Consider the following 25,233-nt stretch of genomic DNA (forward strand, 5'->3'; position numbering starts at 1 on the left):
TCTTGAGTTTCCGCCGGACGGGCGGAACCTCAAGCCTCGTCGGCGATTGAGGCGCGGGGTCCGGAGCGGAGCCCCGGTTACGGGAACGGGCGGGGTGGGGACAACGCCCCGCCGGGCAGCCGCGCACGCGCAAACCGTGTCCCTTGCACACCAGACTTCTGGGGCAACCGCCCCGACAAGGAGCATGTCGCATGTCGAGCGACTTCTTCATCCCGGACCCGGAGGGTCAAGTCCCCAGCGCCGAGGGCTACTTCGGCGCATTCGGCGGCAAGTTCATCCCCGAGGCGCTCGTCGCCGCGGTCGACGAGGTTGCCATCGAGTACGACAAGGCCAAGGCCGACCCCGCCTTCGCCGCCGAGCTCAATGACCTGATGGTCAACTACACCGGCCGCCCCAGCGCCCTCACCGAGGTGCCCCGGTTCGCCGAGCACGCCGGCGGGGCGCGGGTCTTCCTGAAGCGGGAGGACCTCAACCACACCGGCTCGCACAAGATCAACAACGTGCTGGGCCAGGCGCTGCTCACCAAGCGCATGGGCAAGACCCGGGTCATCGCCGAGACCGGCGCCGGCCAGCACGGCGTCGCGACCGCGACCGCCTGCGCGCTCTTCGGCCTCGAGTGCACCATCTACATGGGCGAGATCGACACCCAGCGCCAGGCCCTGAACGTGGCGCGGATGCGGATGCTCGGCGCCGAGGTCATCCCGGTGGCCTCCGGCAGCCGGACCCTGAAGGACGCCATCAACGAGGCGTTCCGCGACTGGGTCGCCAACGTGGACCGTACGCACTATCTCTTCGGCACGGTCGCCGGACCGCACCCCTTCCCCGCGATGGTCCGCGACTTCCACCGCGTCATCGGCGTCGAGGCCCGACGCCAGATCCTGGAGCGGGCCGGCCAGCTGCCCGACGCCGCCGTCGCCTGCGTCGGCGGAGGGTCCAACGCGATCGGGCTGTTCCACGCCTTCATCCCGGACGCGTCCGTACGGCTCATCGGCTGCGAGCCCGCGGGCCACGGCATCGAGTCCGGCGAGCACGCGGCCACCCTGACCGCGGGCGAGCCCGGCATCCTGCATGGTTCGCGCTCGTACGTCCTGCAGGACGAGGAAGGCCAGATCACCGAGCCGTACTCGATCTCCGCCGGACTCGACTACCCCGGCATCGGCCCCGAACACTCGTACCTCAAGGACACCGGCCGGGCCGAGTACCGCGCGGTGACCGACGACGAGGCCATGCAGTCGCTGCTGCTGCTGTCCCGTACCGAGGGCATCATCCCGGCGATCGAGTCCGCGCACGCGCTGGCCGGTGCGCTGGAAGTCGGCCGGGAACTGGGCAAGGACGGGCTGATCGTCGTCAATCTGTCCGGCCGCGGCGACAAGGACATGGACACCGCCGCCCGTTACTTCGGGCTGTACGACAGCGAGGGGGACGCGAGGGTCGCCGCCGACGCCTCCGCGGAGAACGGCTACGCCGAGATCAGGAGGGACGCGAAGTGAGCGGCAACATCCAGCTGTTGAGCGGCACCCTGGCGCAGGCCAGGAACGAGAACCGGGCCGCGCTCATCGCGTACCTCCCGGCCGGCTTCCCGACCGTCGACGGCGGTATCGAGGCGGTCAAGGCAGCCCTGGACGGCGGCGCTGACGTGGTCGAGGTCGGGCTGCCGCACAGCGACCCCGTCCTCGACGGCCCTGTCATCCAGACCGCCGACGACATCGCCCTGCGCGGCGGCGTCAAGATCGCCGACGTGATGCGTACGGTGCGCGAGGCGCACGAGGCCACCGGCAAGCCGGTCCTCGTGATGACGTACTGGAATCCCATCGACCGCTACGGCATCGAGCGCTTCACCGCCGAGCTCGCCGACGCGGGCGGCGCCGGCTGCATCCTGCCCGACCTGCCGGTCGAGGAGGCCGGCGTGTGGCGCGAGCACGCAGAGAAGCACGGCCTCGCCACGGTCTTCGTCGTCGCGCCGAGCAGTAAGGACGCCCGGCTGGCGAAGATCACGGCGTCCGGTTCCGGCTTTGTGTACGCGGCTTCGCTGATGGGCGTGACCGGCACCCGTGAGTCGGTGGGCGCGCAGGCCCAGGACCTGGTGCGGCGCACCCGCGCCACCACCGAGCTGCCGGTCTGCGTGGGCCTCGGCGTCTCCAACCCCGAGCAGGCCGCCGAGGTCGCCTCCTTCGCGGACGGCGTGATCGTCGGGTCCGCGTTCGTGAAGCGGCTCCTCGACGCACCGGACCAGGCCGCGGGCCTGGCAGCGGTGCGGGAACTGGCGGCCCAGCTCGCCGAAGGCGTGCGCCGGGACGCGTAGCTCATAAGGGTGGATCTCGGACCGGGGAGGCATGCACATGCCTCCCCGGTTCGTTTGCCGGATGTGAGCGAGAAGAACCAGGAACGGAAGCGGACCGCACGCGAGCGGCTCCAACAGGAACGTGAGTCGGAGAAGGCCCGCGAGAAACGACGGCGGCTGCTGATCGTCTCCGCCGCGGTGGTCGGCGTCCTCGGCCTCGCCGCCGTCGTCGGCGTGATCGCCGCGAACGCCGGGAAGAAGGAGGACAGCGGCTCGGACGCCGGTCCGCTCCTCGCGCCCGCGGGCGTGCAGGGCAAGGACCAGCTCGCGATCCCGGTGGGCGCGAGCGACGCCCCGTCCACGCTCACGGTGTGGGAGGACTTCCGCTGCCCGGCCTGCGCCGCTTTCGAGAACGCTCTCCGGGACACCATCCATGAGCTGGAGCGGGCGGGCAAGCTCAAGATCGAGTACCACCTCGCCACCATCATCGACGGGAACATGGGCGGCAGCGGCTCGTTGTACGCGGCGAACGCCGCGGCGTGTGCGCAGGACGTGGGGAAATTCGCCCCGTACCACGACGTGCTGTACCAGAACCAGCCGCCGGAGACGGACGACGCCTTCGCCCAGAACAGCAGGCTGATCGAGCTCGCGGGCAAGGTCGAAGGCCTGGACACGCCCGAATTCCGCAGCTGTGTGGAGGAGGGCAAGCACAGCAGCTGGGTGGCCAAGTCGAATACCGCCTTCAAGAACGGCGGCTTCCGCGGTACCCCAACCGTGCTGCTCAACGGGGAGTCCGTCTTCCCGCAGAAGGGGTCCGAGCAGATCTCCGTCGCCAACTTCAAGAAGTGGGTCGAAGAGGCGAACAAGGGCAAGAAGCCGGGCACCAAGCGCTCCACGCCGAGTCCGGGCGCCCCGGCCTCCTCCTGACGGCTTCCGGGCAGCCTCCTGGCGTACATCGGCGTACATCCACGTACATCCGGCGTACGTCCGGGGCGCGGCTCGTTATCCAGAAGTTGCCGGGTGGGTTGCCGTGCGTCCTGCCCGGCAGGGTAGCGTCGGTCCTGCCATGGATATTGCCTACATTCCCAGCCCGTCGACCGGAGTGATCCACCTCGGACCGCTCCCGCTGCGCGGCTATGCCTTCTGCATCATCATCGGTGTTTTCGCGGCCGTCTGGTACGGCAACAAGCGCTGGATCGCTCGCGGCGGCAAGGCCGGCACCGTGGCCGACATCGCCGTCTGGGCGGTGCCCTTCGGTCTCGTCGGCGGCCGGCTGTACCACGTGATCACCGACTACCAGCTGTACTTCAGCGAGGGTGAGAACTGGGTCGACGCCTTCAAGATCTGGGAGGGCGGCCTCGGCATCTGGGGCGCGATCGCGCTGGGCGCGGTCGGCGCCTGGATCGGCTGCCGCCGCCGCGGGATCCCGCTGCCGGCCTGGGCGGACGCCCTCGCGCCCGCCATTGCCATAGCGCAGGCGATCGGCCGCTGGGGCAACTGGTTCAACCAGGAGCTGTACGGCAAGCCGACGGATCTGCCGTGGGCCCTCAAGATCACCGAGGGTACGAACCGCGAGGCGGGCCTCTACCACCCGACGTTCCTGTACGAGTCCCTGTGGTGCATCGGCGTCGCGCTGCTGGTCATCTGGGCCGACCGGCGCTTCAAGCTGGGACACGGCCGGGCGTTCGCGCTCTACGTCGCCTCGTACTGCGTCGGCCGGGGCTGGATCGAGTACATGCGGGTCGACGAGGCGCACCACGTGCTGGGGCTGCGCCTCAATGTGTGGACCTCGATCGTCGTCTTCGTGCTCGCGGTGACGTACATGGTGATCTCGGCGCGGGTGCGGCCCGGGCGCGAGGAGATCGTCGAGCCGGAGAGGCCCGACAAGTCGGCGAAGGCGACGGCTGCGAAGCCGGAGGCGGACGACGCTGCGGGCGGCCCGGCTGAGGACCCGGCGGACGGGGACGAGGCTGCCGCGGAGGACGCGGGCGCAGACGCGGACGCGGAGTCGGCCAAGAGGGGCTGACCGCGGGCGCTTGCGCGACTTGCGCGACTTACGTGACGAGGCCGCCGGGACCGAGAGGGTCCCGGCGGCCTCGTGCGTTCCCCGTCTGCTCCTCTGCCCCTCCGTTCCTCCGCTGCTATCCGCCCTCGCGTCGCGCGAGGGCGAGGGTCCGCTGCGCCGCGGCCACAATCGCGGCGTCCACGAAGCGGCCGTCCGGCAGGGCCAGCGCACCCTCGTCCGTGGCCGCCGCCTTGACGACCTCCTCCGCCGCCTCGATCTCCTCGGGCGTGGGACGGAACGCCCGCTCGATGACCGGGAGCTGGCGGGGGTGGATGGCCGCCCGGCCCAGGAAGCCGAGGGCGCGGCCGTGGGTGCAGGAGGCGTAGAGGGCGTCCAGGTCGCGGATGTCGGGGAAGACGGACTGGACCGGTGGCGCCAGACCTGCCGCGCGGGCGGCGACCACGATGCGGGTACGCGGCCAGTCGAGGCCGGTGCCGTCCCGTATGCCGAGGTCGGCGCGGAGGTCTGCCTCGCCGATGGCGATGCCGTGGACGGCGGGGTGTGCGGTGGCGATGGAGTACGCGTGCTCGATGGCGAGAGCCGATTCGAGGAGCGCATAGAGGGGGACGCCGGGGGCACGGGCCGCGATCCGTCGGATGTCAGTGGCGTATGCGACCTTGGGGATACGCAGAGCACAGAGGCCGGGGAGTGTGGTCAGGGCTTCGATGTCATGGGGGGTGTTGATGCGGACATGCACCGGAAGCGTCTGGGGGGAAGCGAGAAGTTCGGCTGTGGCGGCCAGCGCGTATTTCTTGCGGTCGGGGGACACGGCGTCCTCCAGGTCGACGATCACGACGTCGGCGTTGGAGGCGAGGGCCTTGTGCACGACCTCGGGCCGGTCTCCGGGGGCGTACAGCCAGGTGAGGGGTGTGGTCATAGGGCGCCCTGGGTGCGCAGAGCGGTGATTTCGGCCCGGGACAGGCCGAGTTCGCTGAGGACCTCGTCCGTGTCGGCGCCGTGCGGGCGGCCCGCCCAGCGGATGGCGCCTGGGGTCTCGGAGAGCCGGAAGAGGACGTTCTGCATCCGGAGGGTGCCGAGTTCTGGGTCGGTGACCTCGGTGATGGTGTCCAGTGCTTGGTATTGGGGGTCTTCCATGACGTCACGGACGTCATAAATCGGTGCGATCGCCGCTTCGGCCTTCTCGAAGGCGGCCATGGCTTCGGCGCGAGTGCGGCAGGCGATCCAGCCGCCGACCGCCTCGTCGAGCACGTCGGCGTGCTCGGCACGGCCGCTGCCGGTGCTGAACCACGGCTCGTCGATCAGGTCGGGGCGGCCGACCAGATGCATGACGCGTTCGGCGATGGACTGGGCAGAGGTGGAGACGGCCAGCCAGGAGCCGTCGGCCGTGCGGTAGGTGTTGCGCGGGGCGTTGTTGCAGGAGCGGTTGCCGGTCCGTTTCTGTACGTACCCGGTCTGGTCGTACCAGAGGGGCTGCGGGCCGAGCACGGTCAGGATCGGCTCGATGATCGCCATGTCGACGACCTGGCCGCGGTCGGTGGCGGTGCGGGCGGTGAGCGCGGTCATGACGGCGTACGCGGTGGCGAGCGCCGCGATCGAGTCGGCGAGGCCGAACGGAGGGAGGGTGGGCGGACCTTCGGGCTCGCCGGTGATGGAGGCGAAGCCGCTCATCGCCTCGGCGAGGGTGCCGAAGCCGGGGCGATGGGAGTACGGACCGAACTGTCCGAAGCCGGTGACGCGTGTCAGCACGAGGCGGGGGTTGGCTGTGCTCAGCTCCTCCCAGCCGAGCTGCCACTTCTCCAGGGTGCCGGGGCGGAAGTTCTCGATGATCACGTCGGCGGTCTTCGCGAGACGAAGGAGGGTCTCGCGGCCGCCGGGGGTGGACAGATCGAGGGTGACCGTGCGCTTGTTGCGGCCGAGCAGCTTCCACCACAGGCCGACGCCGTCCTTGTCGGGGCCGTGGCCCCGGGAGGGATCGGGCCGGGTGGGGTGCTCGACCTTGATGACCTCCGCGCCGAAGTCGCCGAGCATGGTGGCGGCGAGCGGGCCCGCGAAGAGAGTGGCCAGGTCGAGGACGCGCAGGCCGGTGAGGGGAGCGGCCGACGGGGGAGTGTGGGTCATGAGGCGTCGTCGATCTCTGAGCGGTACGGCATGGAGGTGGAGGCGCCGGGGCGCTGGACGCACAGGGCGGCGGCGGCCGAGGCCCAGGTCAGGGCCTGTTGTACGGGCCTGCCCTCGACGAGCGCGACGGCGAGGGCGCCGACGAAGGTGTCGCCGGCGCCGGTCGTGTCGACGGCCCGTACGCGCGGCGCGGGCACGGTGACGGGAGCCGCGCCCCGGGCCGCGTACAGACTGCCCGCCGAGCCGAGCGTGATCACGACCTCGGGCACCTGGCGCAGCAGCGCCTCGGCGGCCAGGTGCGGGTCGGCGACGCCGGCGAGGGTGGCCGCCTCGTGCTCATTGGGCACCAACAGGTCGGTGACGGCGAGGAGTTCAGGAGGAAGTGGCTGCGCGGGGGCGGGGGTGAGGACGGTCCGTACACCGTTCCGGCGCGCGGCTTCGGCGCCGTCCAGCACGGCGCTCAGGGGGAGTTCGAGCTGCAGGAGCAGCGCGACGGAGGAGGCGATGAGAGCCTCGTCGCCGGGGGCGAGGGCGGTGACGGTGCCGTTCGCGCCGGGGATCACGACGATCGAGTTGCCGCCTTCGTCGTCGACGACGATGTGCGCGGTGCCGGAGGGGCCTTCCGCGGTGCGCAGAAGGTCGGTGTCGACGCCGGACGATTCGAGCGTGTGCCGTAGCCGTGCGCCGAAGTCGTCCGAGCCGACCGCGCCGATCATGGCGACGTCGCCGCCGGCGCGGGCGGCGGCGACGGCCTGGTTGGCGCCCTTGCCGCCGGGGATCGTGAGGAACTCCCTTCCGGTGACGGTCTCTCCGCGTTTCGGCGCGTGCGAGACGTACGCGACGAGGTCCATGTTGGTGCTGCCGAGCACCGCGATGCCGGTCATGGTCGGAGTGCCTCCTGGTGTGTGAGGTGGGCGAGGGTGTCGAAGCCGATGCCGTCGAAGCCGGCGACAGAGGTGGCGAGACGGTTCTTGAGGGGGGTGGTCCAGCGGTCGGGGATCGCGGCGGGGTGGCCGGCGAGCAGGCCCGCGACGGAGCCGGCGGTCGCGCCGTTGGAGTCGGTGTCCCAGCCCCCGGAGACGGCACGGCAGATGGAGCCGGTGAAATCGCCGTCGGCGTGGGTGAGTGCGGCGGCGAGGAGGGCGGCGTTGGGGATGACGTGGACCCAGTGGTGGTGGCCGAGGGCGGTGTGGAGCCCGTCCACGACGGTGTCGAAGTCGGGTTCCGCGCGGGCGGTGGCGATGCCGAGGCGGATGGCATTGGCGAGCCGGGAGCGCGGGGGGACGACGGTGAGGCCGGTCCGCAGACACTGGTGGACGTCGCTCCGGCCTCCGGCCGCGGTGGCGATGGTGGCCGCGATGAACATCGCGCCGTAGACGCCGTTCGCGGTGTGGGTGAGCGACGCGTCGCGATGGGCCTGCGCGGCGGCGGCCGCGGGGTCGCCGGGGTGCGTCCAGCCGTGCACATCGGCGCGGATGGCTGCGCCGATCCACTCCCGGAAAGGGTTGCGGTGGCCGGCGGTGAGCGGGGGTTCGACGCCGGAGAGGAGATTGCGGTAGGCGACGCGCTCGGCGGTGAAGGTACGGCCTGCCGGGAGCTCGTCGAGCCAGAGCTGGGCGAGCTGGGCGGTGGTGAACGCCTTCCCGTGGCGCTGGAGGAGCAGCAGGTTGAGGAGGGGGTAATTGAGGTCGTCGTCCTCGGGCATCCCGTCGATGTTCTCGGCGAGTGAGGTGTCGGCGGACCGGCGATTCCAGGGGTGTGCGGCGGCGAGCTCCGGAGGGAGGCCTTTGGCGGTGAACCAGGTGTGGAGGGGCCAGTTGCCCGTGGCGCGGGCGATGCTGCGGATGGCGTGGAGGGGGAGCTTTTCGACCGGCTTGCCGAGGAGACAGCCGATGGCGCGGCCGAGCCAGGAGGCGTGCAGGGAGTTGGGGCGGGGGTGTCTCTCCCCTGGCCCGCCCTCCCCCAGAGCTTCGCCTGGGTGGGGGTGCCCCCGGCGCAGCCGGGGGGAGTACCCCCATCCCGAGCCGGGGGGCAAGCCTCCGGCCCCCCGGCTCCTCGGCGCTTCGCGTGTGGGCCAGGCCGGGCAGGCGGCCTTGATCAATGCGAGCGGCGTCGGCTCCTGCTCCGTCAACGGGGACGGCAGCAGGGCCAGTTCGTCCAGGAGCTCGTAGGCCAGGGCCCTCAGCTCCGGTGGCGCGGGTGCCGGAGACGCTCCGCCCCGCGGCGGGGACTCGGGGCCGCCCGCGCGTGCCCAGCGGGTGCGGATCTCCGTCGCGTCGCGGCCGTCCTCGTCCGCCTGGCGCAGCTCGTGGCGCACCAGGTCCTCCGGCTGGACCCAGGTGAGGCGGAGGCCGGTCATCGCGGATCCGTCAGATGGGCGAACGCCGATTCGTGGGTGCGGCGGCGGGTCGTGTCGCGGGCGAAGATCTCGCGGGTGACCGCGGTCAGCGCCGCCGCCGGGGCGTGCAGGTCGAGGCGGCTGGCCTCGGCGACTGTCTTCGCCCAGTCGCTCGGCACCGCGGACTCGCCGTGGAGCGCGCCCGCGATCGCCCCTGCCATCGTGGCGATCGAGTCGCAGTCGCGGCCGTAGTTGACGGCTCCGAGGACCGTACGGCGGTAGTCGCCGCCGCCCACCAGAAGCATGCCCAGGGCGATCGGGAGTTCCTCGATGGCGTGCAGCCGGGAAGGCCGGCGGGCGGCCAGCGACGGGGCACGGTAGTCCGGGCCGACTGTGTCGAAGGGGGCGACGGCCGCTCGGAGCGGGGCGAGTGCCGACTCGAAGTCCGTGTGGTGCGGGGCGACTTCGGCCACCGCCTCGATCGCCGAGCCCGTGCCGTCCTTGGCCAGCGAGAGTGCCGCGTCCACGACCGTTGTGGGAGTGGCGCCGGGCAGGCACGCCGCGGCGACCGCCGCCGCGAAGACGCCCGCCGCCTCACGCCCGTACGAGGACTGGTGCGCGCCCGCGATGTCGATGGCCTCGGCGTAGGCGGCCGCCGGATGCGCCGCGTTGACCAGGCCCACCGGGGCCATGTACATCGCCGCGCCGCAGTTGACGATGTTGCCGACGCCCGCCTCGCGGGGGTCGTTGTGCCCGTAGTGGAGGCGGGCCACCATCCACTTCTCGGCGAGGAAGACGCGCTGCACGGGGAGCGCCTCCGCCTCGAGCTCCGGAATCCAGCGGGGGGTCGAGATCAGGTCGGGGACCAGATGGTCGGCGACGGCGTAGGCGTCGAGGTGGTCGCGGACGGTGGTGTACACGCGGATCAGCGCGTGCGTCATGAGGGTGTCGTCGGTGACGTGTCCGTCGCCCTTGTGGTACGGCGCGATGGGGCGGGCGGTGCGCCATTCGTCGCCGTGCCACGGGCCGACGATGCCGTGGACGCGGCCGCCGTGCCGCTCCACGATCTGCTCCGGGGTGTAGCCCTCGACCGGGCCGCCGAGCGCGTCACCGACCGCCGCACCGATCAGGCTGCCGCTGATCCGGTCATCGAGTGTGAGCGTCGCGAGTGTCGTCGTCATGCCGGAATTGTCCACCCGGGGCGGTCAGTTCCGTGTGTGCGAGCAGCCCGGCGAGTTCGACGAGATCCGTGCCGGCGAGCCGGGGGAGCGCGCAGCCCGCCAGGGTGCGGCAGGCGTCGCGCCAGGTGGCGGGCACGGCATCGCCCCCGCCGAGCGCGCCGGTCAGGGCGCCGGCGAGGGCGGGCGCGGAGTCGGCGACGCGGGACAGACAGGCGGCCGCGGGCACGGCTTCGGCGACCCGGCCGCGGGCGGCGGTGGCGAGGGCGAGGGCGAGGGGGACGGTCTCGGCGGCGGCGATGCCGTAGCTGTAGACGTGGTCGACGATCTGGTGCTCGAGGAGCGGTACGAGTTCGAAGGCGCCGTGGGCGTCGCGGGCGAGCTTGACGGCGTGCCGGGCGTTGCGGCCGATTTCGGTGGCGTCGGGGAGTTCGGCGAGGGCGGCGTCGACGGCGTCGTCGACGGGCGCGCCGCCGAGCGCCGCGGCCACGGCGGCGGCCATGGCGCGGGCGCCGTGCACCCCGTCGCCGTCCTGGCTGTATCGCGCGTCGAACTCGGCGAGCGCGGCGGCGGCGGCCGGATCGCCGGGGTGGACGACGGCGAGGACGGCGGCGCGTACGCAGGCGGCGTCGTCGAAGAAGTGCGGGTTGTCGTGGCCGGTGGCGGGCGGGCGGAGGCCGGTGGCGAGATTGCCGAGCCCGGCGCGTACGGAGATCCGGGCGCGGAGGGGGAGTACGGCGGACTCGACCTCGGGAGCGCGGTCGGCGGCCGCGGCGACCTCGCTGGCGAGGGAGTTCCAGGCGAGATCGACGGCGGCGCGCATCCGGCGTCCGGGCGCGAGCCCGGCGAAGAGATCACCGGCGGCGGTGAGCACGGTCTCGGCGGCGAAGGCGGCCCACTCGGCGTCGTCGGAGGGGCCGAGGCGGAGGGGTTCGGGGGACTGGTTGAGGGCGATGGGGACGGGGAGCGTGGTGGTCGCGTTCTGCTCGGCGAAGTCGTCGAGCTCACGGGTGAGCCGCCGGGTCCACTCGGGCATCCGCGCGGCCCGATGCCGCGCGGACGGCCACCCGGCGGCGTCCCCCGCGGCGAGCCCGAGGAGCAGCCCTTCGATGGGACGGGCCGGTGTGCGGCCGGAGCCCGCGGGCAGGCCCCAGGGCCCCTGGGAGACGCCCGGCGGCGGGCCTGCCGGGGCAGGCTCGGCGGGTCCCGCGTCCTCGCGCCACCGCGGCTCGCACGTCATGACGCCGCTTGTGGGTCGTCGTCCGGGGTGAGCAGTTCCGCGATGTCCAGGACGTGGTAGCCGGTCATCGACGGGAGGCAGCTGCCGCGGACCGGGCCGATGGCCGAGGACCATTCCGGGGGGATCGCCGTGGCCCCGGACATCGCCCCGGCCAGCGCGCCCGCGACCGCCGCCGTGGTGTCCGCGTCGCGGCCCATGTTGACCGCGGTGAGGACGGACGTACGGAAGTCTCCGCGGGCCGCCGCGAACGCGCCGAACGCCAGGCCCACCGCCTCCGGGGCCAGGTCCGTCCACGGGTAGCCGCCGATCACCACCGCCGAGCGGACCGCCCGTTCCATTGCCAGGGTGTGAGCGTGGGTGCGCTGGGCCGCGACCACCGCGCGGCGCAGGGAGCGGGCCGTCCAGGAGTCCATCGGGACCACCGAGAGCGCCGCTCCGATCACCCCGGCCGGGCCCTCGCCCGCCATCGCCGCGGCGACGCCCGCCGCGACCGCCTGGCCGCCGTAGATGCCCTCGCCGTCGTGGCTGACGGTGCCGTCGATCGCGACCAGCCGCGCCGCCTCCGCCGGGTGGCCCGCCGCGAAGACGCCGAACGGCGCCGCGCGCATCGCCAGCCCGTCGCTCCACGCGTGCCGGTGCTGGGCCGAGATCGGGGCGGTGAGCCCGCGCCGCAGGTTCTCCAGGGTGCCGCGTTCGCTGAACCCCGCCCCGCGGAACGGGCCTTCGTCCAGATCCGCGATCCAGTGGTGCCACGCCTTCTCGGCATGCGCGACGGTCAGCGCCGAGCCGTGCCGGGCCAGTAGCAGGCCGGAGAAGATCGCGTACTCCGTGTCGTCCGTACCCGCCGGGTCCTCGCTCACGAAGCCTTCGATACGGCCCCACCGGCGGCGGATCTCGGACGGCCGCATGTTCTCGGCGGGAGCGCCGAGCGCATCGCCCACCGCGAGGCCGAGCAGTGCGCCACTGGCCCGGTCTCGGAGTACGGCGGCGGCCGTAACAGGGGCGGCTGTAACAGGGGCGGTGGCGGCGCGGGCGGCGGGATCAGCGGGATTGCATGCAATCAACTCCATGGGGCGGGCCCCTTTCGCGCGCACCGAGCCTGTTCCTGCATCTGTGCCACATGCGACGCGCGACGAGTCTGAGAAACGCGTCTGTCACCCGCCTGACTACAGGTAAGTACGGCCTGCCTTGCTGGCGAGCCCCTTACATAGTGCGTATTTTCGAGGGTGTTGAGGGGGGAGCGGGGCCACCGGGCCCGCTGCCGGAGAAGAGGAGAACTGTGTCCATCATCGAAACCGAGGCGACGCTCCACGTGGCGCACCGCGACAACCACACCCACCGTGATGTCAACGGCGGCTGGCTGCGTCCCGCGGTCTTCGGTGCGATGGACGGACTGGTCTCCAACCTCGCCCTGATGACCGGTGTCGCCGGCGGCGCAGTGTCCCAGCAGGCCATCGTCATCACGGGGCTCGCCGGACTCGCCGCGGGCGCCTTCTCGATGGCGGCCGGCGAGTACACCTCGGTGGCCTCCCAGCGGGAGCTCGTCGAGGCCGAACTGGACGTTGAGCGGCGGGAGTTGCTGGGGCACCCGGTCGACGAGATGGAGGAGCTCGCCGCGCTGTACGTGGCCCGCGGCGTCGAGCCCGCGCTCGCCCGCGAGGTGGCGATGCAGCTCTCCAAGGACCCCGAGCAGGCGCTGGAGATCCACGCCCGCGAGGAGCTCGGCATCGACCCGGACGACCTGCCGTCGCCGACCGTCGCCGCCGTCTCGTCCTTCGGCTCGTTCGCGCTGGGCGCGCTGCTGCCCGTACTGCCCTATCTCCTCGGCGCGAGCTCCCTGTGGCCCGCGGTGCTGCTCGCTCTGGTCGGGCTCTTCGCCTGCGGTGCGCTCGTCGCCCGGGTGACCGCGCGCAGCTGGTGGTACAGCGGACTGCGCCAGCTGGTCCTCGGCGGCGTGGCTGCGGCCGTCACCTACGGGCTCGGGGCGCTGTTCGGCGCGGCTCTCTGACCCGCGGCTCTTGCGGTCCGGGCCGGTCGCCCCCGAAGGTTGTGACGTACGCCCTCTCTGAGAAAACCGCCTCAGGTGAGACACTATGCCTGGAGCTACATATGTAGCCGTTACTCCGCGGTTTCGAGTCCTTAACCACTGGGCATGAGCCGTAGACGCTGTGGGCAATGGAGCCTGCTCTGCGATGGGCCGGCGGATATCGATCTGTCCGACTGTGACCCACCTTCACCGCTTTGTGCGGTGTCCGCATGCTGGAACGAGCTATCCACTTTCCGAGAAGCACTCCATCATGTAACCTGCACGAAATTTCGCGGAGGGCCAACGTCGTCCCTCGGCAGTTGCATATGCCACGACGACGACGGGAGTGCCGATGCGTTCCGACGCCTGGTCGCCCATGGACGGTCGCCCCGCCCCCCAGGGGATGTACGACCCCCGTAACGAACACGACGCATGCGGCGTCGGGTTCGTGGCCACCCTCACCGGTGTTGCCAGCCATGAGCTGGTCGAGCAGGCGCTGACCGTACTGCGTAATCTCGAGCACCGCGGTGCCACCGGCTCCGAGCCCGACTCGGGTGACGGCGCCGGCATCCTGCTTCAGGTCCCGGACGCGTTTTTGCGTGAGGCCAGCGACTTCGAACTTCCCGAGGCCGGTTCCTACGCCGTCGGCATCGCCTTCCTGCCGGCCGACGACTCCACGGGAGCCGTCTCACGCATCGAGAAGATCGCCGCCGAAGAGGGCCTGACGGTCCTCGGCTGGCGCGAGGTCCCGGTTTCCCCGGATCTGCTCGGCAACGGCGCACGCGCCACCATGCCGGCCTTCTCCCAGCTCTTCGTGTCGGACGGACCGGACGGGGCCAGCAAGGGCATCGCACTGGACCGCAAGGCGTTCGTGCTGCGCAAGCGCGCCGAGCGCGAGGCCGGCGTCTACTTCCCCTCGCTCTCCGCCCGCACCATCGTCTACAAGGGCATGCTGACCACCGGCCAGCTGGAGCCCTTCTTCCCGGACCTCTCCGACCGCCGCCTGACGACCGCTGTCGCGCTCGTGCACTCGCGTTTCTCGACCAACACCTTCCCGAGCTGGCCGCTCGCCCACCCGTACCGCTTCGTCGCGCACAACGGCGAGATCAACACGGTCAAGGGCAACCGCAACTGGATGCGCGCCCGCGAGTCGCAGCTCGCCTCCGAGCTCTTCGGGGCGGAGAAGCTGGAGCGGATCTTCCCGGTCTGTACGCCGGACGCCTCCGACTCCGCGTCCTTCGACGAGGTCCTGGAGCTCCTGCACCTCGGCGGCCGCTCCCTGCCGCACTCCGTGCTGATGATGGTCCCCGAGGCGTGGGAGAACCACGACTCCATGGACCCGGCCCGGCGCGCCTTCTACCAGTACCACTCCACGATGATGGAGCCCTGGGACGGCCCGGCCTGCGTCACCTTCACCGACGGCACCCAGGTCGGCGCGGTCCTCGACCGCAACGGCCTGCGCCCCGGCCGCTACTGGGTCACGGACGACGGACTCGTCGTCCTCTCCTCCGAGGTCGGCGTCCTCGACATCGACCCGGCCAAGGTCGTCCGCAAGGGCCGCCTCCAGCCCGGCAAGATGTTCCTCGTCGACACCGCCGAGCACCGCATCATCGAGGACGACGAGATCAAGTCGGCCCTCGCCGCCGAGCAGCCGTACCGGGAGTGGCTGGAGGCCGGCGAGATCGAGCTCGAGGACCTCCCCGAGCGCGAGCACATCGTCCACACCCACGCCTCGGTCACCCGCCGCCAGCAGACCTTCGGGTACACCGAGGAGGAGCTGCGCGTCATTCTCGCGCCCATGGCCAGGACCGGCGGCGAGCCGCTCGGCTCCATGGGTACGGACTCCCCTATCGCGGCCCTGTCCGAGCGCCCCCGGCTGCTCTTCGACTACTTCACCCAGCTGTTCGCGCAGGTCACCAACCCGCCGCTGGACGCCATCCGCGAGGAGCTCGTCACCTCGCTGCACTCCTCGCTGGGCCCGCAGGGCAACCTGCTCGAGCCGACCGCGGCCTCCTGCCGGTCGGTCACGCTGCCCTTCCCGGTGATCGACAACGACGAGCTGGCCAAGCTCATCCACGTCAACGCCGACGGCGACATGCCCGGCATGACCGCCGCGACCCTCTCCGGTCTCTACCGCGTCAGCGGCGGCGGCGACGCCCTCGCGACCCGTATCGAGGAGATCTGCGCCGAGGTCGACGCCGCCATAGAGGACGGCGCCCGCCTGATCGTTCTCTCCGACCGGCACTCGGACGCCGAGCACGCGCCGATCCCGTCGCTGCTGCTGACCTCCGCCGTGCACCACCACCTCATCCGCACCAAGCAGCGCACCCAGGTGGGCCTGCTGGTCGAGGCCGGTGATGTACGCGAGGTGCACCATGTCGCGCTCCTCATCGGTTACGGCGCGGCCGCCGTCAACCCGTACCTGGCGATGGAGTCCGTCGAGGACCTGGTCCGCGCCGGCACCTTCATAGAGGGCCTGGAGCCCGAGCAGGCCATCCGCAGCCTGATCTACGCGCTGGGCAAGGGCGTTTTGAAGGTCATGTCGAAGATGGGCATCTCGACGGTCGCCTCCTACCGCGGCGCGCAGGTCTTCGAGGCCGTCGGCCTCGACGAGGCGTTCGTGGAGAAGTACTTCAACGGCACCGCCACGAAGATCGGCGGAGCCGGACTCGACGTGATCGCCAAGGAGGTTGCCGCCCGGCACGCCAAGGCGTACCCGGCCTCCGGCATCGCCGCCTCGCACCGCGCGCTGGAGATCGGCGGCGAGTACCAGTGGCGGCGTGAGGGCGAGCCGCACCTGTTCGACCCGGAGACGGTCTTCCGCCTCCAGCACGCCACGCGCACCAAGCGGTACGACATCTTCAAGAAGTACACGGACCGTGTGAACGAGCAGTCCGAGCGGCTGATGACGCTGCGCGGCCTGTTTGGCTTCAAGTCGGACCGTGGGCCGATCTCCGTCGACGAGGTCGAGCCGGTCTCCGAGATCGTCAAGCGCTTCTCCACCGGCGCGATGTCGTACGGATCGATCTCCCGCGAGGCGCACGAGACCCTCGCCATCGCCATGAACCAGCTGGGCGGCAAGTCCAACACCGGTGAGGGCGGCGAGGACGCGGACCGTCTGTACGACCCGGAGCGCCGCTCGTCCATCAAGCAGGTCGCCTCCGGCCGCTTCGGTGTGACCTCCGAGTACCTGGTCAACGCGGATGACATCCAGATCAAGATGGCGCAGGGCGCCAAGCCCGGCGAGGGCGGCCAGCTGCCCGGCCACAAGGTCTACCCCTGGGTCGCCAAGACCCGGCACTCGACCCCGGGCGTCGGTCTGATCTCGCCGCCGCCGCACCACGACATCTACTCCATCGAGGACCTGGCTCAGCTGATCCACGACCTCAAGAACGCCAACCCGGCCGCCCGCATCCATGTGAAGCTGGTCTCCGAGGTCGGTGTCGGCACGGTCGCCGCGGGTGTCTCCAAGGCGCACGCGGACGTCGTCCTGATCTCCGGCCACGACGGCGGCACCGGCGCTTCTCCCCTTACGTCGCTGAAGCACGCGGGCGGCCCCTGGGAGCTCGGCCTCGCCGAGACCCAGCAGACCCTGCTGCTCAACGGCCTGCGCGACCGCATCGTCGTCCAGACCGACGGCCAGCTGAAGACCGGCCGTGACGTCGTCATCGCCGCGCTGCTCGGCGCCGAGGAGTTCGGCTTCGCGACCGCGCCGCTCGTCGTCTCCGGCTGCATCATGATGCGCGTCTGCCACCTGGACACCTGCCCGGTCGGCATCGCCACGCAGAACCCGACCCTCCGGGACCGGTTCTCCGGCAAGGCCGAGTACGTCGTCAACTTCTTCGAGTTCATTGCCCAGGAGGTCCGTGAGCTCCTCGCCGAGCTGGGGTTCCGTACGATCGAGGAGGCCGTCGGCCACGCCGAACTCCTCGAGACCGAGCGGGCCGTGGACCACTGGAAGGCGCAGGGTCTCAACCTGGCTCCGCTCTTCCACGTCCCCGAGCTGCCGGACGGCGCGGTGCGCTACGCGCTGGTCGAGCAGGACCACGGCCTGGAGAAGGCGCTCGACAACGAGCTGATCGAGCTCGCCGCCGAAGCGCTGAACGCCGCCACCGCCGAGGAAGCCCAGCCGGTCCGCGCGCAGGTCGCGATCCGCAACATCAACCGGACCGTCGGCACGATGCTCGGTTACGAGGTGACGAAGAAGTTCGGCGGCGCGGGACTGCCCGACGACACCATCGACATCACCTTCACCGGCTCGGCGGGCCAGTCCTTCGGAGCGTTCGTCCCGCGGGGCGTCACGCTGCGACTGGAGGGCGACGCCAACGACTACGTCGGCAAGGGACTCTCCGGCGGCCGCGTCATCGTCCGCCCGGACCGGGGCGCCGACCACCTCGCCGAGTACTCCACCATCGCGGGCAACACCATCGCCTACGGTGCGACCGGTGGCGAGCTGTTCCTGCGCGGCCGCACCGGCGAGCGGTTCTGCGTCCGTAACTCCGGCGCCACGGTCGTCTCGGAGGGCGTGGGCGACCACGGCTGCGAGTACATGACCGGCGGCCACGCGGTGGTGCTGGGCGAGACCGGACGTAACTTCGCGGCCGGCATGTCCGGCGGTGTCGCGTACGTCATCGATCTCGACCGCGACAACGTCAACGCCGGCAATGTAGGTGCCATCGAGGCCCCCTCGGACGCCGACAGGGAGTGGCTGCACGATGTCGTGCGCCGCCACCAGGAGGAGACGGGTTCCACCGTCGCAGCGAAGCTGCTGGCCGAGTGGTCCGTCGCGGTGGACCGATTCAGCAAGATCATCCCGACCACGTACAAGGCAGTGCTCGCCGCCAAGGACGCCGCTGAGCTCGCCGGTCTCTCCGAGCAGGAGACCACCGAGAAGATGATGGAGGCGGCGACCAATGGCTGACCCCAAGGGCTTCCTGACCACCGGGCGCGAGGTCGCCAAGACCCGCCCCGTCGCGGAGCGCGTGAAGGACTGGAACGAGGTCTACGTTCCCGGCTCGCTGCTGCCGATCATCAGCAAGCAGGCCGGGCGCTGCATGGACTGCGGCATTCCGTTCTGCCACAACGGCTGTCCGCTGGGGAACCTCATCCCCGAGTGGAACGACTACGCCTACCGCGAGGACTGGGCGGCCGCGAGCGAGCGGCTGCACGCGACCAACAACTTCCCGGAGTTCACCGGCCGTCTGTGCCCCGCTCCGTGCGAGTCGGCCTGCGTCCTCGGCATCAACCAGCCGGCCGTCACCATCAAGAACGTCGAAGTCTCGATCATCGACAAGGCCTGGGACAGCAATGACGTACGGCCCCAGGCGCCGGAGCGGCTTTCCGGCAAGACGGTCGCGGTCATCGGCTCGGGCCCTGCGGGTCTGGCCGCGGCGCAGCAGCTGACGCGGGCGGGTCACACGGTCGTGGTGTACGAGCGCGCGGACCGCATCGGAGGGCTGCTGCGGTACGGCATCCCCGAGTTCAAGATGGAGAAGGTGCACATCAACCGCCGTATCGAGCAGATGCGCGCGGAGGGCACCAAGTTCCGTACCGAGGTGGAGATCGGCCGTGACATCGACGCCGCGAAGCTGCGCCGGCGCTACGACGGGGTGGTCATCGCGGCGGGCGCGACCGTCTCCCGCGACCTGCCGGTCCCCGGCCGTGAGCTGAACGGCATCCACTTCGCGATGGAGTACCTGCCGCTCTCCAACAAGGTGCAGGAGGGTGACTTCGTCGCTCCCCCGATCACCGCGGAGGGCAAGCACGTCGTCGTCATCGGCGGCGGCGACACCGGCGCGGACTGCGTGGGCACGGCCCACCGCCAGGGGGCGGCCTCCGTCACCCAGCTGGAGATCATGCCGCGTCCCGGCGAGGAGCGGCCGTCGGGCCAGCCGTGGCCCACGTTCCCCATGCTCTACAAGGTCACCTCGGCGCACGAGGAGGGCGGCGAGCGGGTCTACTCCGTCTCGACGACGCACTTCGAGGGCGACGACGAGGGGAACGTGCAGTTCCTGCACCTGGTCGAGGTGGAGTTCGTCGACGGCAAGCTCACCCAGAAGCCGGGCACGGAGCGCAAGCTGCCCGCGCAGCTGGTCACCCTCGCGATGGGCTTCACCGGCACGGACCAGGAGAACGGTCTGGTCCAGCAGTTCGGCCTGGAGCTGGACGAGCGGGGCAACATCGCGCGGGACGCGGACTTCGCGACGAACGTCGACGGCGTGTACGTCGCGGGTGACGCGGGCCGTGGTCAGTCGCTGATCGTGTGGGCGATCGCCGAGGGCCGCTCGGCGGCGCGCGGTGTGGACCGCTACCTGACGGGGGCGAGCGAACTGCCGGCTCCGATCCGCCCGACGGACCGTGCACTGACAGTCTGAGCTCCACCTCCAATGGACGTCCCGTACAACGACGTACGGGCTGGTTGAACCGGGGCTCACCCCCGGAACCGGTAACGCGGCGCCTGCCCCTGTCCCCGACCGGACTGGGTGGGCGCCGCGCTGCGTTCTGGACGTAGTCTCGTCTCTCCTGTCTCTCCCGTCATATGGAACGAACGGAGCCCCGCATGACGGCCATCAGTCTCCGCAAGATCGAGGAGACCGCTCCCGCACTGGTCAGCCTCTACAAGAGCGCCGGTGTCTGTCTGGAGAAGCACCGGCTGAGCGGGGAGCGCGCGGCCGTCTATCTGGTGCTCGACTACTCCGGCTCCATGAAGGACTACTACAAGGACGGCAGCGTCCAGGCGCTGGCCGACCGGGTGCTCGGTCTGTCGGCCCACTTCGACGACGACGGATCCGTGCCCGTCGTCTTCTTCTCCACCGACATCGACGCGGTCACGGAGATCTCCCTGGAGAACCACCGCGGCCGGGTCGACGAGATCGTGGCGGGCCTCGGGCACATGGGCAAGACCAGCTACCACCTGGCCATGGACGCGGTCATCGACCACTACATCGACAGCGGCTCGACCGCGCCCGCGCTGGTCGTCTTCCAGACGGATGGCGGCCCGATCAGCAAGCACGCGGCGGAACGCTATCTGTGCAAGGCCGCGAAGCTGCCGTTGTTCTGGCAGTTCATCGGCTTCGGCAACAAGCGCAGCTCGCAGTTCGACTTCCTGCACAAGCTCGACGAACTCGCCGTGCCCGCCAAGCGCGCCGTCGACAACGCGGGCTTCTTCCACGCCGGACTCGACCCGCGGCAGGTCCCGGACGTGGAGCTCTACGACCGGCTGGTCGCCGAGTTTCCCAGCTGGCTGGCGGCGGCCCGTGCGCAGGGCATCGTGCGATGACGGTACGGGTGTTCAGGGCAGCCGACCGGGCGGCCGTGCCGTGGAAGAACGGCGGCGGCGTCACCCGTGAGATCGCCGTCTCGCCCGAGGGCGCCGGGATGGACGCCTTCGACTGGCGGATCAGCCTCGCGGACGTCGGCGCGGACGGACCGTTCTCCGCGTTCTCCGGGATCGGCCGGACCCTGACCGTGGTCGAGGGTGCCGGGATGGACCTCACGGTCGGCGGGCAGCGCACACTGGCCGACGAGCGGTACCGGCCCTACGACTTCCCCGGTGATGCGGACACCGACGGACGCCTCCTCGGCGGGCCCGTCGTCAACTTCAACGTCATGCACCGCAGGGGCCGTACGGCGTGCCTGACCTCGGTGGTGCGCGGCGGACTTCGGGTTGTGGTGGAGCCCGGCTCGACGGTCGTCATCGTCGCGCTGGACGGGCCCACCGTCCTCGAGGATGCGCGCGTGACGCTCGGGCAGTACGACGCGGCGGTGCTGGACGACTCGCCCGGCTCGCTGCGTACGGAGGGACACGCGGCGGTCGTCACGCTGCAGAGCCGGTGAGCGGGGGCGGGTCACGGGGCGAGGGTCGGGGGCGGGGCCGCGGGTGGGCCAATCCCGACAGGAGATGTCCTGCTTTCCCGGTTTCATGGCTCCATGACATCGAATTCATGGGCAGACTTCCAGGCGGCGGAGCCGGGCTTCGCGGAGACCGTGCAGAAGCGATTCGAGCAGTACAAGCACCATGTGCTGGCCACGCTGCGCAAGGACGGTTCGCCGCGGGTGACCGGTCTTGAGGTGACGTTCCGCTTCGGTGAGTTGTGGCTCGGCATGATGCCGGGCTCCCGTAAGGCGCAGGACCTCCAGCGCGATCCGCGCTTCGCGATCCACACGAACCCCGGCGCGGACGACTCCATGGGCGGCGGTGACGTCCGGATCGCCGGGCGCGCGGTGGAGGTCACCGATGCCGCCGAGATGGCCCGGTTCGTGGCGGAGGTCAAGCCGCCGGAGCCGTTCCATCTCTTCCGCGTCGAGCTGGGCGAGGTGGTGCAGACGTACGTCGACGGGGAGGAACTGGTCGTACGGACCTGGCAGCCGGGCGCGGCCGTCCGCACGCAGCGGCGCCGCTGAGTCATACGCCCAGCACCCGCGCCCGGCACTGGGCGGGGGTGCCCCAGGCGTCGCGCAGCGGACGCGCCTTGCGCAGCCAGAGCGAGAGGTCGAGCTCGTCGGTGTAGCCCACCGCTCCATGCAGCTGGAGCGCGGTGCGGGCCGCGGCGTACGCGGCCTCGCCCGCGGTCACCTTCGCCGCGGCGATATCGGCGGGGGCCATCGACAGCGCGGCCCCGTAGAGCAGCGGCCGGGCGAACTCGAGCCCGATGAGGGTGTCCGCCAGCCGGTGCTTGACCGCCTGGAAGGACCCGATGGCGGTCCCGAACTGGGTGCGCTGTTTGACGTACGCAACGGTCCGGTCGAGGAGAGCGAGCCCGACGCCGAGGGCTTGCGCGGCGGTGACGAGACGCGCGACGTCCGTGGCATACGCGGCGGCGGCGTCCACGTGCGGCCCGGCGGCCAGCACCTCGCCCGCGTCGGCGGGCACGGACAGCCGCCGCGCGGGATCGGCGGACGCCCGCGCCACGCCGTGCCCGGCCGCGATACGCAGCTCGGCGCCAGGAGCAGCCGCGGCCGACACCACCAGCGTCACCGTCGCCGCGTCCGCGTCCAGCGCGTACGGTCCGCCGTCTGCCATCGCGAGCGTCGCCGTCGACTCGCCCGACGCGAGCCCCGGCAGCAGCCGCTTGGCGAAGGACGCGTCGCCCAGCTCGGCCAGCCGCGACAGCAGCGCCGCCGCAGCCACCGTTTCCACCAACGGGCCCGGCACCGCGTGGCGGCCCAACTCCACGAAGGCCACCGTCAGTTCGACCGGGAGCGGGCCCAATCCCTCGTACGGTTCCGGGATCGCGAGCGCGAAGACCCCCGCCTCGGCCAGGCGTGCCCACAGCGCCAGGCCAGGCGCGTGGTTCCCGGTGGACCAGGCGCGGATGGTCGACGGTGTGTCCGACGCCGTCAGCAGCCCGTCCAGCGAGCGGGCGAACGCCGCCTGTTCGTCGTCAAGCAGAAAACGCATCAGCGGCGGCCCTTCGGAAGGCCGAGCAGACGCTCGGCGATGATGTCGCGCTGGATCTCGTTCGTACCGGCGTAGATGGGCCCGGCGAGCGAGAAGACGTATCCCTCCGCCCACTCGCCCTCCGCCAACTCCCCGACCGGGCCCAGCAGATCGAGCGCGGTCTCGTGCAGCGCGATGTCGTACTGCGACCAGAAGACCTTGTTCAGGCTCGACTCCGCGCCGATGTTCGCCCCCGCCGCGAAGCGCGAGGCGTTCGCGTAGGTGAAAAGCTGATACGCACGCGCGCCGATCAACGCGTCCGCGACCCGGTCGCGCAGCGCCGTGTCGGCGGGATCGGCGCTCGCGCGCCACTGTCGTACGAGACGGTCCGCCGCGGCGAGGAAACGGCCGGGGGAGCGCAGCGTCAGCCCCCGCTCGTTGCCCGTCGTGGACATCGCGATCCGCCAGCCCTGACCCGGCTCGCCGATCACGTCCTCGTCGGGGACGAAGACCTCGTCGAGGAAGAGCTCGGCGAAGGCGGGCTTGCCGTCGAGGCGGCCGATGGGACGCACCGTCACACCCGGCGCCGACAGGCCGAACATCAGGTAGGTGAGGCCGTGATGCGGCTTCGGCGCATCGGGGTCGGTGCGGAAGATGCCGAACGCCCGGTCCGCGAAGGCCGCCCGCGAGGACCAGGTCTTCTGCCCGCTCAGCAGCCAGCCGCCGTCCGTCCGCACCGCGCGGGACTTCAGCGACGCGAGGTCGGAGCCCGACTCGGGCTCCGACCAGGCCTGCGCCCAGATCACCTCGCCGCTCGCCATCGCGGGCAGCACGCGGGCCCGCTGTTCCCGCGTGGCGTGGTCGAAGAGCGTGGGGGCGAGGAGGTTGATGCCGTTCTGCGAGACCCGGCCCGGTGCACCCGCCGCGTAGTACTCCTCCTCGAAGATCAGCCACTGGAAGATGTCGACGCCCCGGCCGCCGTACTCCCGCGGCCAGGAGACGACCGACCAGCGGTCCGCGTAGAGCCGCGCCTCCCACGCGCGGTGCGCCGCGAAGCCTTCCCGCGTCTCCAGGGACGGCAGTGGCCCGGCGGGCACATGCGCGGTGAGCCAGGCGCGGGCCTCGGCCCGGAAGGCCTCCTCGTCGGCGGAGTGGTGCAGGTCCATTCGCGCATCCTTCCCTAACAAGTGTTTGGTAGGTTAACCTGCCGCCGTGACGGACAACAGGGCGCAGTACGTACCGGGTCACGACCTGCTGAAAGGCCGTACGGCCGTGATCACCGCCGCGGCCGGCGCCGGGATCGGCGGCGCGACCGCCCGGAAATTCCTTCAGGAGGGGGCGCGCATCCTCGTCTCGGACGCCCACGCACGCCGCCTCAAGGAGACCGAGGCCGCGCTCGCAGAGGAGTTCGGCACGTCCGCCGTGACGTCACTGCCCTGCGACGTCACCGACGAGGCCCAGGTCCAGGCGCTGTTCGAGAAAGCGGTACGGGCCCACGGCCGCCTCGACATCGTGGTCAACAACGCCGGCCTCGGTGGCACCGCCCCACTCGTCGACATGACTGACGAGCAGTGGGACAAGGTCCTCGACGTCACCCTCAACGGCACGTTCCGCTGCACCCGGGCCGCCCTGCGCTCATTCCGGGCGACCGGCCGCGGCGGGGTGATCGTCAACAACTCCTCCGTCGTCGGCTGGCGCGCCCAGGCCGGCCAGGCCCACTACGCCGCCGCCAAGGCCGGAGTCATGGCGCTCACCCGCTGCGCGGCGATCGAAGCCGCGGAGTACGGCGTACGCGTCAACGCCGTAGCCCCCAGCCTCGCCATGCATCCGCACCTGGTGAAGGTCACATCGGCCGAACTGCTTCAGGAGCTGACCGCCAAGGAGGCCTTCGGGCGGTACGCCGAACCGTGGGAGATCGCCAACGCCATCGTCTTCCTGGCCAGCGGCTACTCCTCGTACCTGACCGGCGAGGTCCTCTCCGTCAGCAGCCAGCATGCATAGGACGAGAATGGTCGGGTGCCGACCAACAGCAAGAAGAAGACCCAGGTGACCGCCTCGCCCGAGCGCCGCCGCGAGCTCCTCGACACCGCCGCCGAGGTGTTCGCCGCCCAGGGGTACAACGCCACCACCGTCCGCAAGATCGCGGACGAGGCGGGGATGCTCGCCGGCAGCCTCTACTACCACTTCGATTCCAAGGAATCGATGCTCGACGAGATCCTCTCCACCTTCCTCGACGAGCTCTGGCAGGGGTACGACGCCGTGCTCGCCGCCGGGCTCGGGCCCAGGGAGACCATCGAGGCCCTCGTCACCGAGTCCTTCCGGGAGATCGACCGGCACCGCGCCGCCGTCGCGATCTACCAGAAGGAGTCCAGGCACCTGGCGGCCCAGCCCCGCTTCCACTACCTCACCGACTCGCAGCAGAAATTCGAGAAGGCGTGGCTCGGGACGCTGGAGCGCGGCGTCGCGGACCGGGTCTTCCGTGCCGACCTGGACATCCGGCTCACCTACCGGTTCGTGCGCGACACCGTGTGGGTGGCCGCCTCCTGGTACCGGCCGGGCGGGCAGCACAGCCCCGAGGAGATCGCCCGGCAGTACCTGTCGATGGTGCTGGACGGAATCGCCGTACGTACGTAACCGATCGAGGAGT

General features: G+C 71.2%; 21 protein-coding genes. 12 read left to right on the top strand and 9 right to left on the bottom strand.

The genetic code is table 11. The annotated features are described in order from the left end of the window. The first annotated feature begins 191 nt into the window (after positions 1 to 191). From trpB to lgt, 4 genes are all read left to right on the top strand, one after another. Positions 192 to 1,490, top strand: a complete 1,299-nt coding sequence (trpB, locus tag ACH492_RS18830) for a tryptophan synthase subunit beta (RefSeq protein WP_398987895.1) — start codon at positions 192 to 194, stop codon at positions 1,488 to 1,490. Further along, positions 1,487 to 2,302, top strand: coding sequence for a tryptophan synthase subunit alpha (trpA, locus tag ACH492_RS18835; RefSeq protein ID WP_398987897.1), 816 nt, complete (start codon positions 1,487 to 1,489; stop codon positions 2,300 to 2,302). The genes trpB and trpA overlap by 4 nt, the downstream gene beginning before the upstream one ends. Positions 2,303 to 2,365: 63 nt before the next feature. Beyond that, complete coding sequence (locus ACH492_RS18840) at positions 2,366 to 3,208, top strand: DsbA family protein (protein ID WP_398987899.1); 843 nt, start codon at positions 2,366 to 2,368, stop codon at positions 3,206 to 3,208. 139 nt (positions 3,209 to 3,347) lie between these two features. After that, on the top strand, positions 3,348 to 4,307 hold the full coding sequence (gene lgt / locus ACH492_RS18845) for a prolipoprotein diacylglyceryl transferase (protein WP_398987901.1): 960 nt from the start codon (positions 3,348 to 3,350) through the stop codon (positions 4,305 to 4,307). Between the two features lie 115 nt (positions 4,308 to 4,422). Here the strand turns inward: lgt and ACH492_RS18850 are convergent, their stop codons facing one another. The 7 genes from ACH492_RS18850 to ACH492_RS18880 are packed head-to-tail and all read right to left on the bottom strand — an operon-like array spanning position 4,423 to position 12,251. Then, positions 4,423 to 5,223 carry an HpcH/HpaI aldolase/citrate lyase family protein gene (locus ACH492_RS18850; RefSeq protein ID WP_398987903.1) on the bottom strand — a complete coding sequence of 267 codons (801 nt, stop codon included), beginning with the start codon at positions 5,221 to 5,223 and terminating at the stop codon, positions 4,423 to 4,425. Beyond that, positions 5,220 to 6,425: a CaiB/BaiF CoA transferase family protein gene (locus ACH492_RS18855; protein ID WP_398987905.1), complete on the bottom strand. Its 1,206-nt coding sequence runs from the start codon at positions 6,423 to 6,425 to the stop codon at positions 5,220 to 5,222. The genes ACH492_RS18850 and ACH492_RS18855 overlap by 4 nt, the downstream gene beginning before the upstream one ends. Further along, entirely contained in the window at positions 6,422 to 7,309 is an 888-nt protein-coding gene (gene rbsK / locus ACH492_RS18860; RefSeq protein WP_398987907.1) for a ribokinase, read from the bottom strand. Before rbsK ends, ACH492_RS18855 begins: the two co-directional genes overlap by 4 nt. Further along, positions 7,306 to 8,784, bottom strand: coding sequence for an ADP-ribosylglycohydrolase family protein (locus tag ACH492_RS18865; RefSeq protein WP_398987909.1), 1,479 nt, complete (start codon positions 8,782 to 8,784; stop codon positions 7,306 to 7,308). Before ACH492_RS18865 ends, rbsK begins: the two co-directional genes overlap by 4 nt. Next, positions 8,781 to 9,944 carry an ADP-ribosylglycohydrolase family protein gene (locus ACH492_RS18870; RefSeq protein ID WP_398987911.1) on the bottom strand — a complete coding sequence of 388 codons (1,164 nt, stop codon included), beginning with the start codon at positions 9,942 to 9,944 and terminating at the stop codon, positions 8,781 to 8,783. The genes ACH492_RS18865 and ACH492_RS18870 overlap by 4 nt, the downstream gene beginning before the upstream one ends. After that, positions 9,910 to 11,181: an ADP-ribosylglycohydrolase family protein gene (locus ACH492_RS18875; protein WP_398987913.1), complete on the bottom strand. Its 1,272-nt coding sequence runs from the start codon at positions 11,179 to 11,181 to the stop codon at positions 9,910 to 9,912. Before ACH492_RS18875 ends, ACH492_RS18870 begins: the two co-directional genes overlap by 35 nt. Further along, the gene (locus tag ACH492_RS18880; protein ID WP_398987915.1) at positions 11,178 to 12,251 is read right to left on the bottom strand and encodes an ADP-ribosylglycohydrolase family protein; all 1,074 of its coding nucleotides are present in this window, start codon (positions 12,249 to 12,251) and stop codon (positions 11,178 to 11,180) included. Before ACH492_RS18880 ends, ACH492_RS18875 begins: the two co-directional genes overlap by 4 nt. A gap of 209 nt (positions 12,252 to 12,460) precedes the next feature. On the opposite strand from ACH492_RS18880, the gene ACH492_RS18885 reads away from it, so the two are divergent. From ACH492_RS18885 to ACH492_RS18910, 6 genes are all read left to right on the top strand, one after another. Further along, positions 12,461 to 13,189 carry a VIT1/CCC1 transporter family protein gene (locus tag ACH492_RS18885; protein ID WP_398987916.1) on the top strand — a complete coding sequence of 243 codons (729 nt, stop codon included), beginning with the start codon at positions 12,461 to 12,463 and terminating at the stop codon, positions 13,187 to 13,189. Between the two features lie 370 nt (positions 13,190 to 13,559). Continuing rightward, a complete protein-coding gene (gene gltB, locus ACH492_RS18890; RefSeq protein ID WP_398987918.1) occupies positions 13,560 to 18,128 on the top strand; it encodes a glutamate synthase large subunit in 4,569 nt (1,522 codons plus the stop codon). Continuing rightward, positions 18,121 to 19,581 carry a glutamate synthase subunit beta gene (locus tag ACH492_RS18895; RefSeq protein ID WP_398987920.1) on the top strand — a complete coding sequence of 487 codons (1,461 nt, stop codon included), beginning with the start codon at positions 18,121 to 18,123 and terminating at the stop codon, positions 19,579 to 19,581. The genes gltB and ACH492_RS18895 overlap by 8 nt, the downstream gene beginning before the upstream one ends. Before the next feature lie 185 nt (positions 19,582 to 19,766). Next, positions 19,767 to 20,486, top strand: a complete 720-nt coding sequence (locus ACH492_RS18900) for a vWA domain-containing protein (RefSeq protein WP_398987922.1) — start codon at positions 19,767 to 19,769, stop codon at positions 20,484 to 20,486. Then, complete coding sequence (locus tag ACH492_RS18905; RefSeq protein ID WP_398987924.1) at positions 20,483 to 21,043, top strand: HutD family protein; 561 nt, start codon at positions 20,483 to 20,485, stop codon at positions 21,041 to 21,043. The genes ACH492_RS18900 and ACH492_RS18905 overlap by 4 nt, the downstream gene beginning before the upstream one ends. 93 nt (positions 21,044 to 21,136) lie before the next feature. After that, positions 21,137 to 21,610, top strand: coding sequence for a pyridoxamine 5'-phosphate oxidase family protein (locus ACH492_RS18910; RefSeq protein WP_398987926.1), 474 nt, complete (start codon positions 21,137 to 21,139; stop codon positions 21,608 to 21,610). 1 nt (position 21,611) lies between these two features. On the opposite strand, the gene ACH492_RS18915 is transcribed toward ACH492_RS18910, so the two are convergent. Both ACH492_RS18915 and ACH492_RS18920 read right to left on the bottom strand, forming a co-directional pair. Continuing rightward, the gene (locus ACH492_RS18915) at positions 21,612 to 22,607 is read right to left on the bottom strand and encodes an acyl-CoA dehydrogenase family protein (protein ID WP_398987928.1); all 996 of its coding nucleotides are present in this window, start codon (positions 22,605 to 22,607) and stop codon (positions 21,612 to 21,614) included. After that, positions 22,607 to 23,752 (bottom strand): acyl-CoA dehydrogenase family protein, encoded by a 1,146-nt coding sequence (locus ACH492_RS18920; protein ID WP_398987930.1) that lies wholly within the window; start codon positions 23,750 to 23,752, stop codon positions 22,607 to 22,609. The genes ACH492_RS18915 and ACH492_RS18920 overlap by 1 nt, the downstream gene beginning before the upstream one ends. A gap of 46 nt (positions 23,753 to 23,798) precedes the next feature. Between ACH492_RS18920 and ACH492_RS18925 the strand changes: the two genes are divergently transcribed. Both ACH492_RS18925 and ACH492_RS18930 read left to right on the top strand, forming a co-directional pair. After that, a complete protein-coding gene (locus ACH492_RS18925) occupies positions 23,799 to 24,587 on the top strand; it encodes an SDR family oxidoreductase (protein WP_398987932.1) in 789 nt (262 codons plus the stop codon). A gap of 15 nt (positions 24,588 to 24,602) precedes the next feature. Beyond that, positions 24,603 to 25,220, top strand: a complete 618-nt coding sequence (locus tag ACH492_RS18930) for a TetR/AcrR family transcriptional regulator (protein ID WP_398987934.1) — start codon at positions 24,603 to 24,605, stop codon at positions 25,218 to 25,220. The last annotated feature ends 13 nt before the right edge of the window (positions 25,221 to 25,233 follow it).

Origin of the sequence: Streptomyces sp. NPDC019443 (assembly GCF_044389785.1) — a bacterium.
GTDB lineage: Bacteria > Actinomycetota > Actinomycetes > Streptomycetales > Streptomycetaceae > Streptomyces.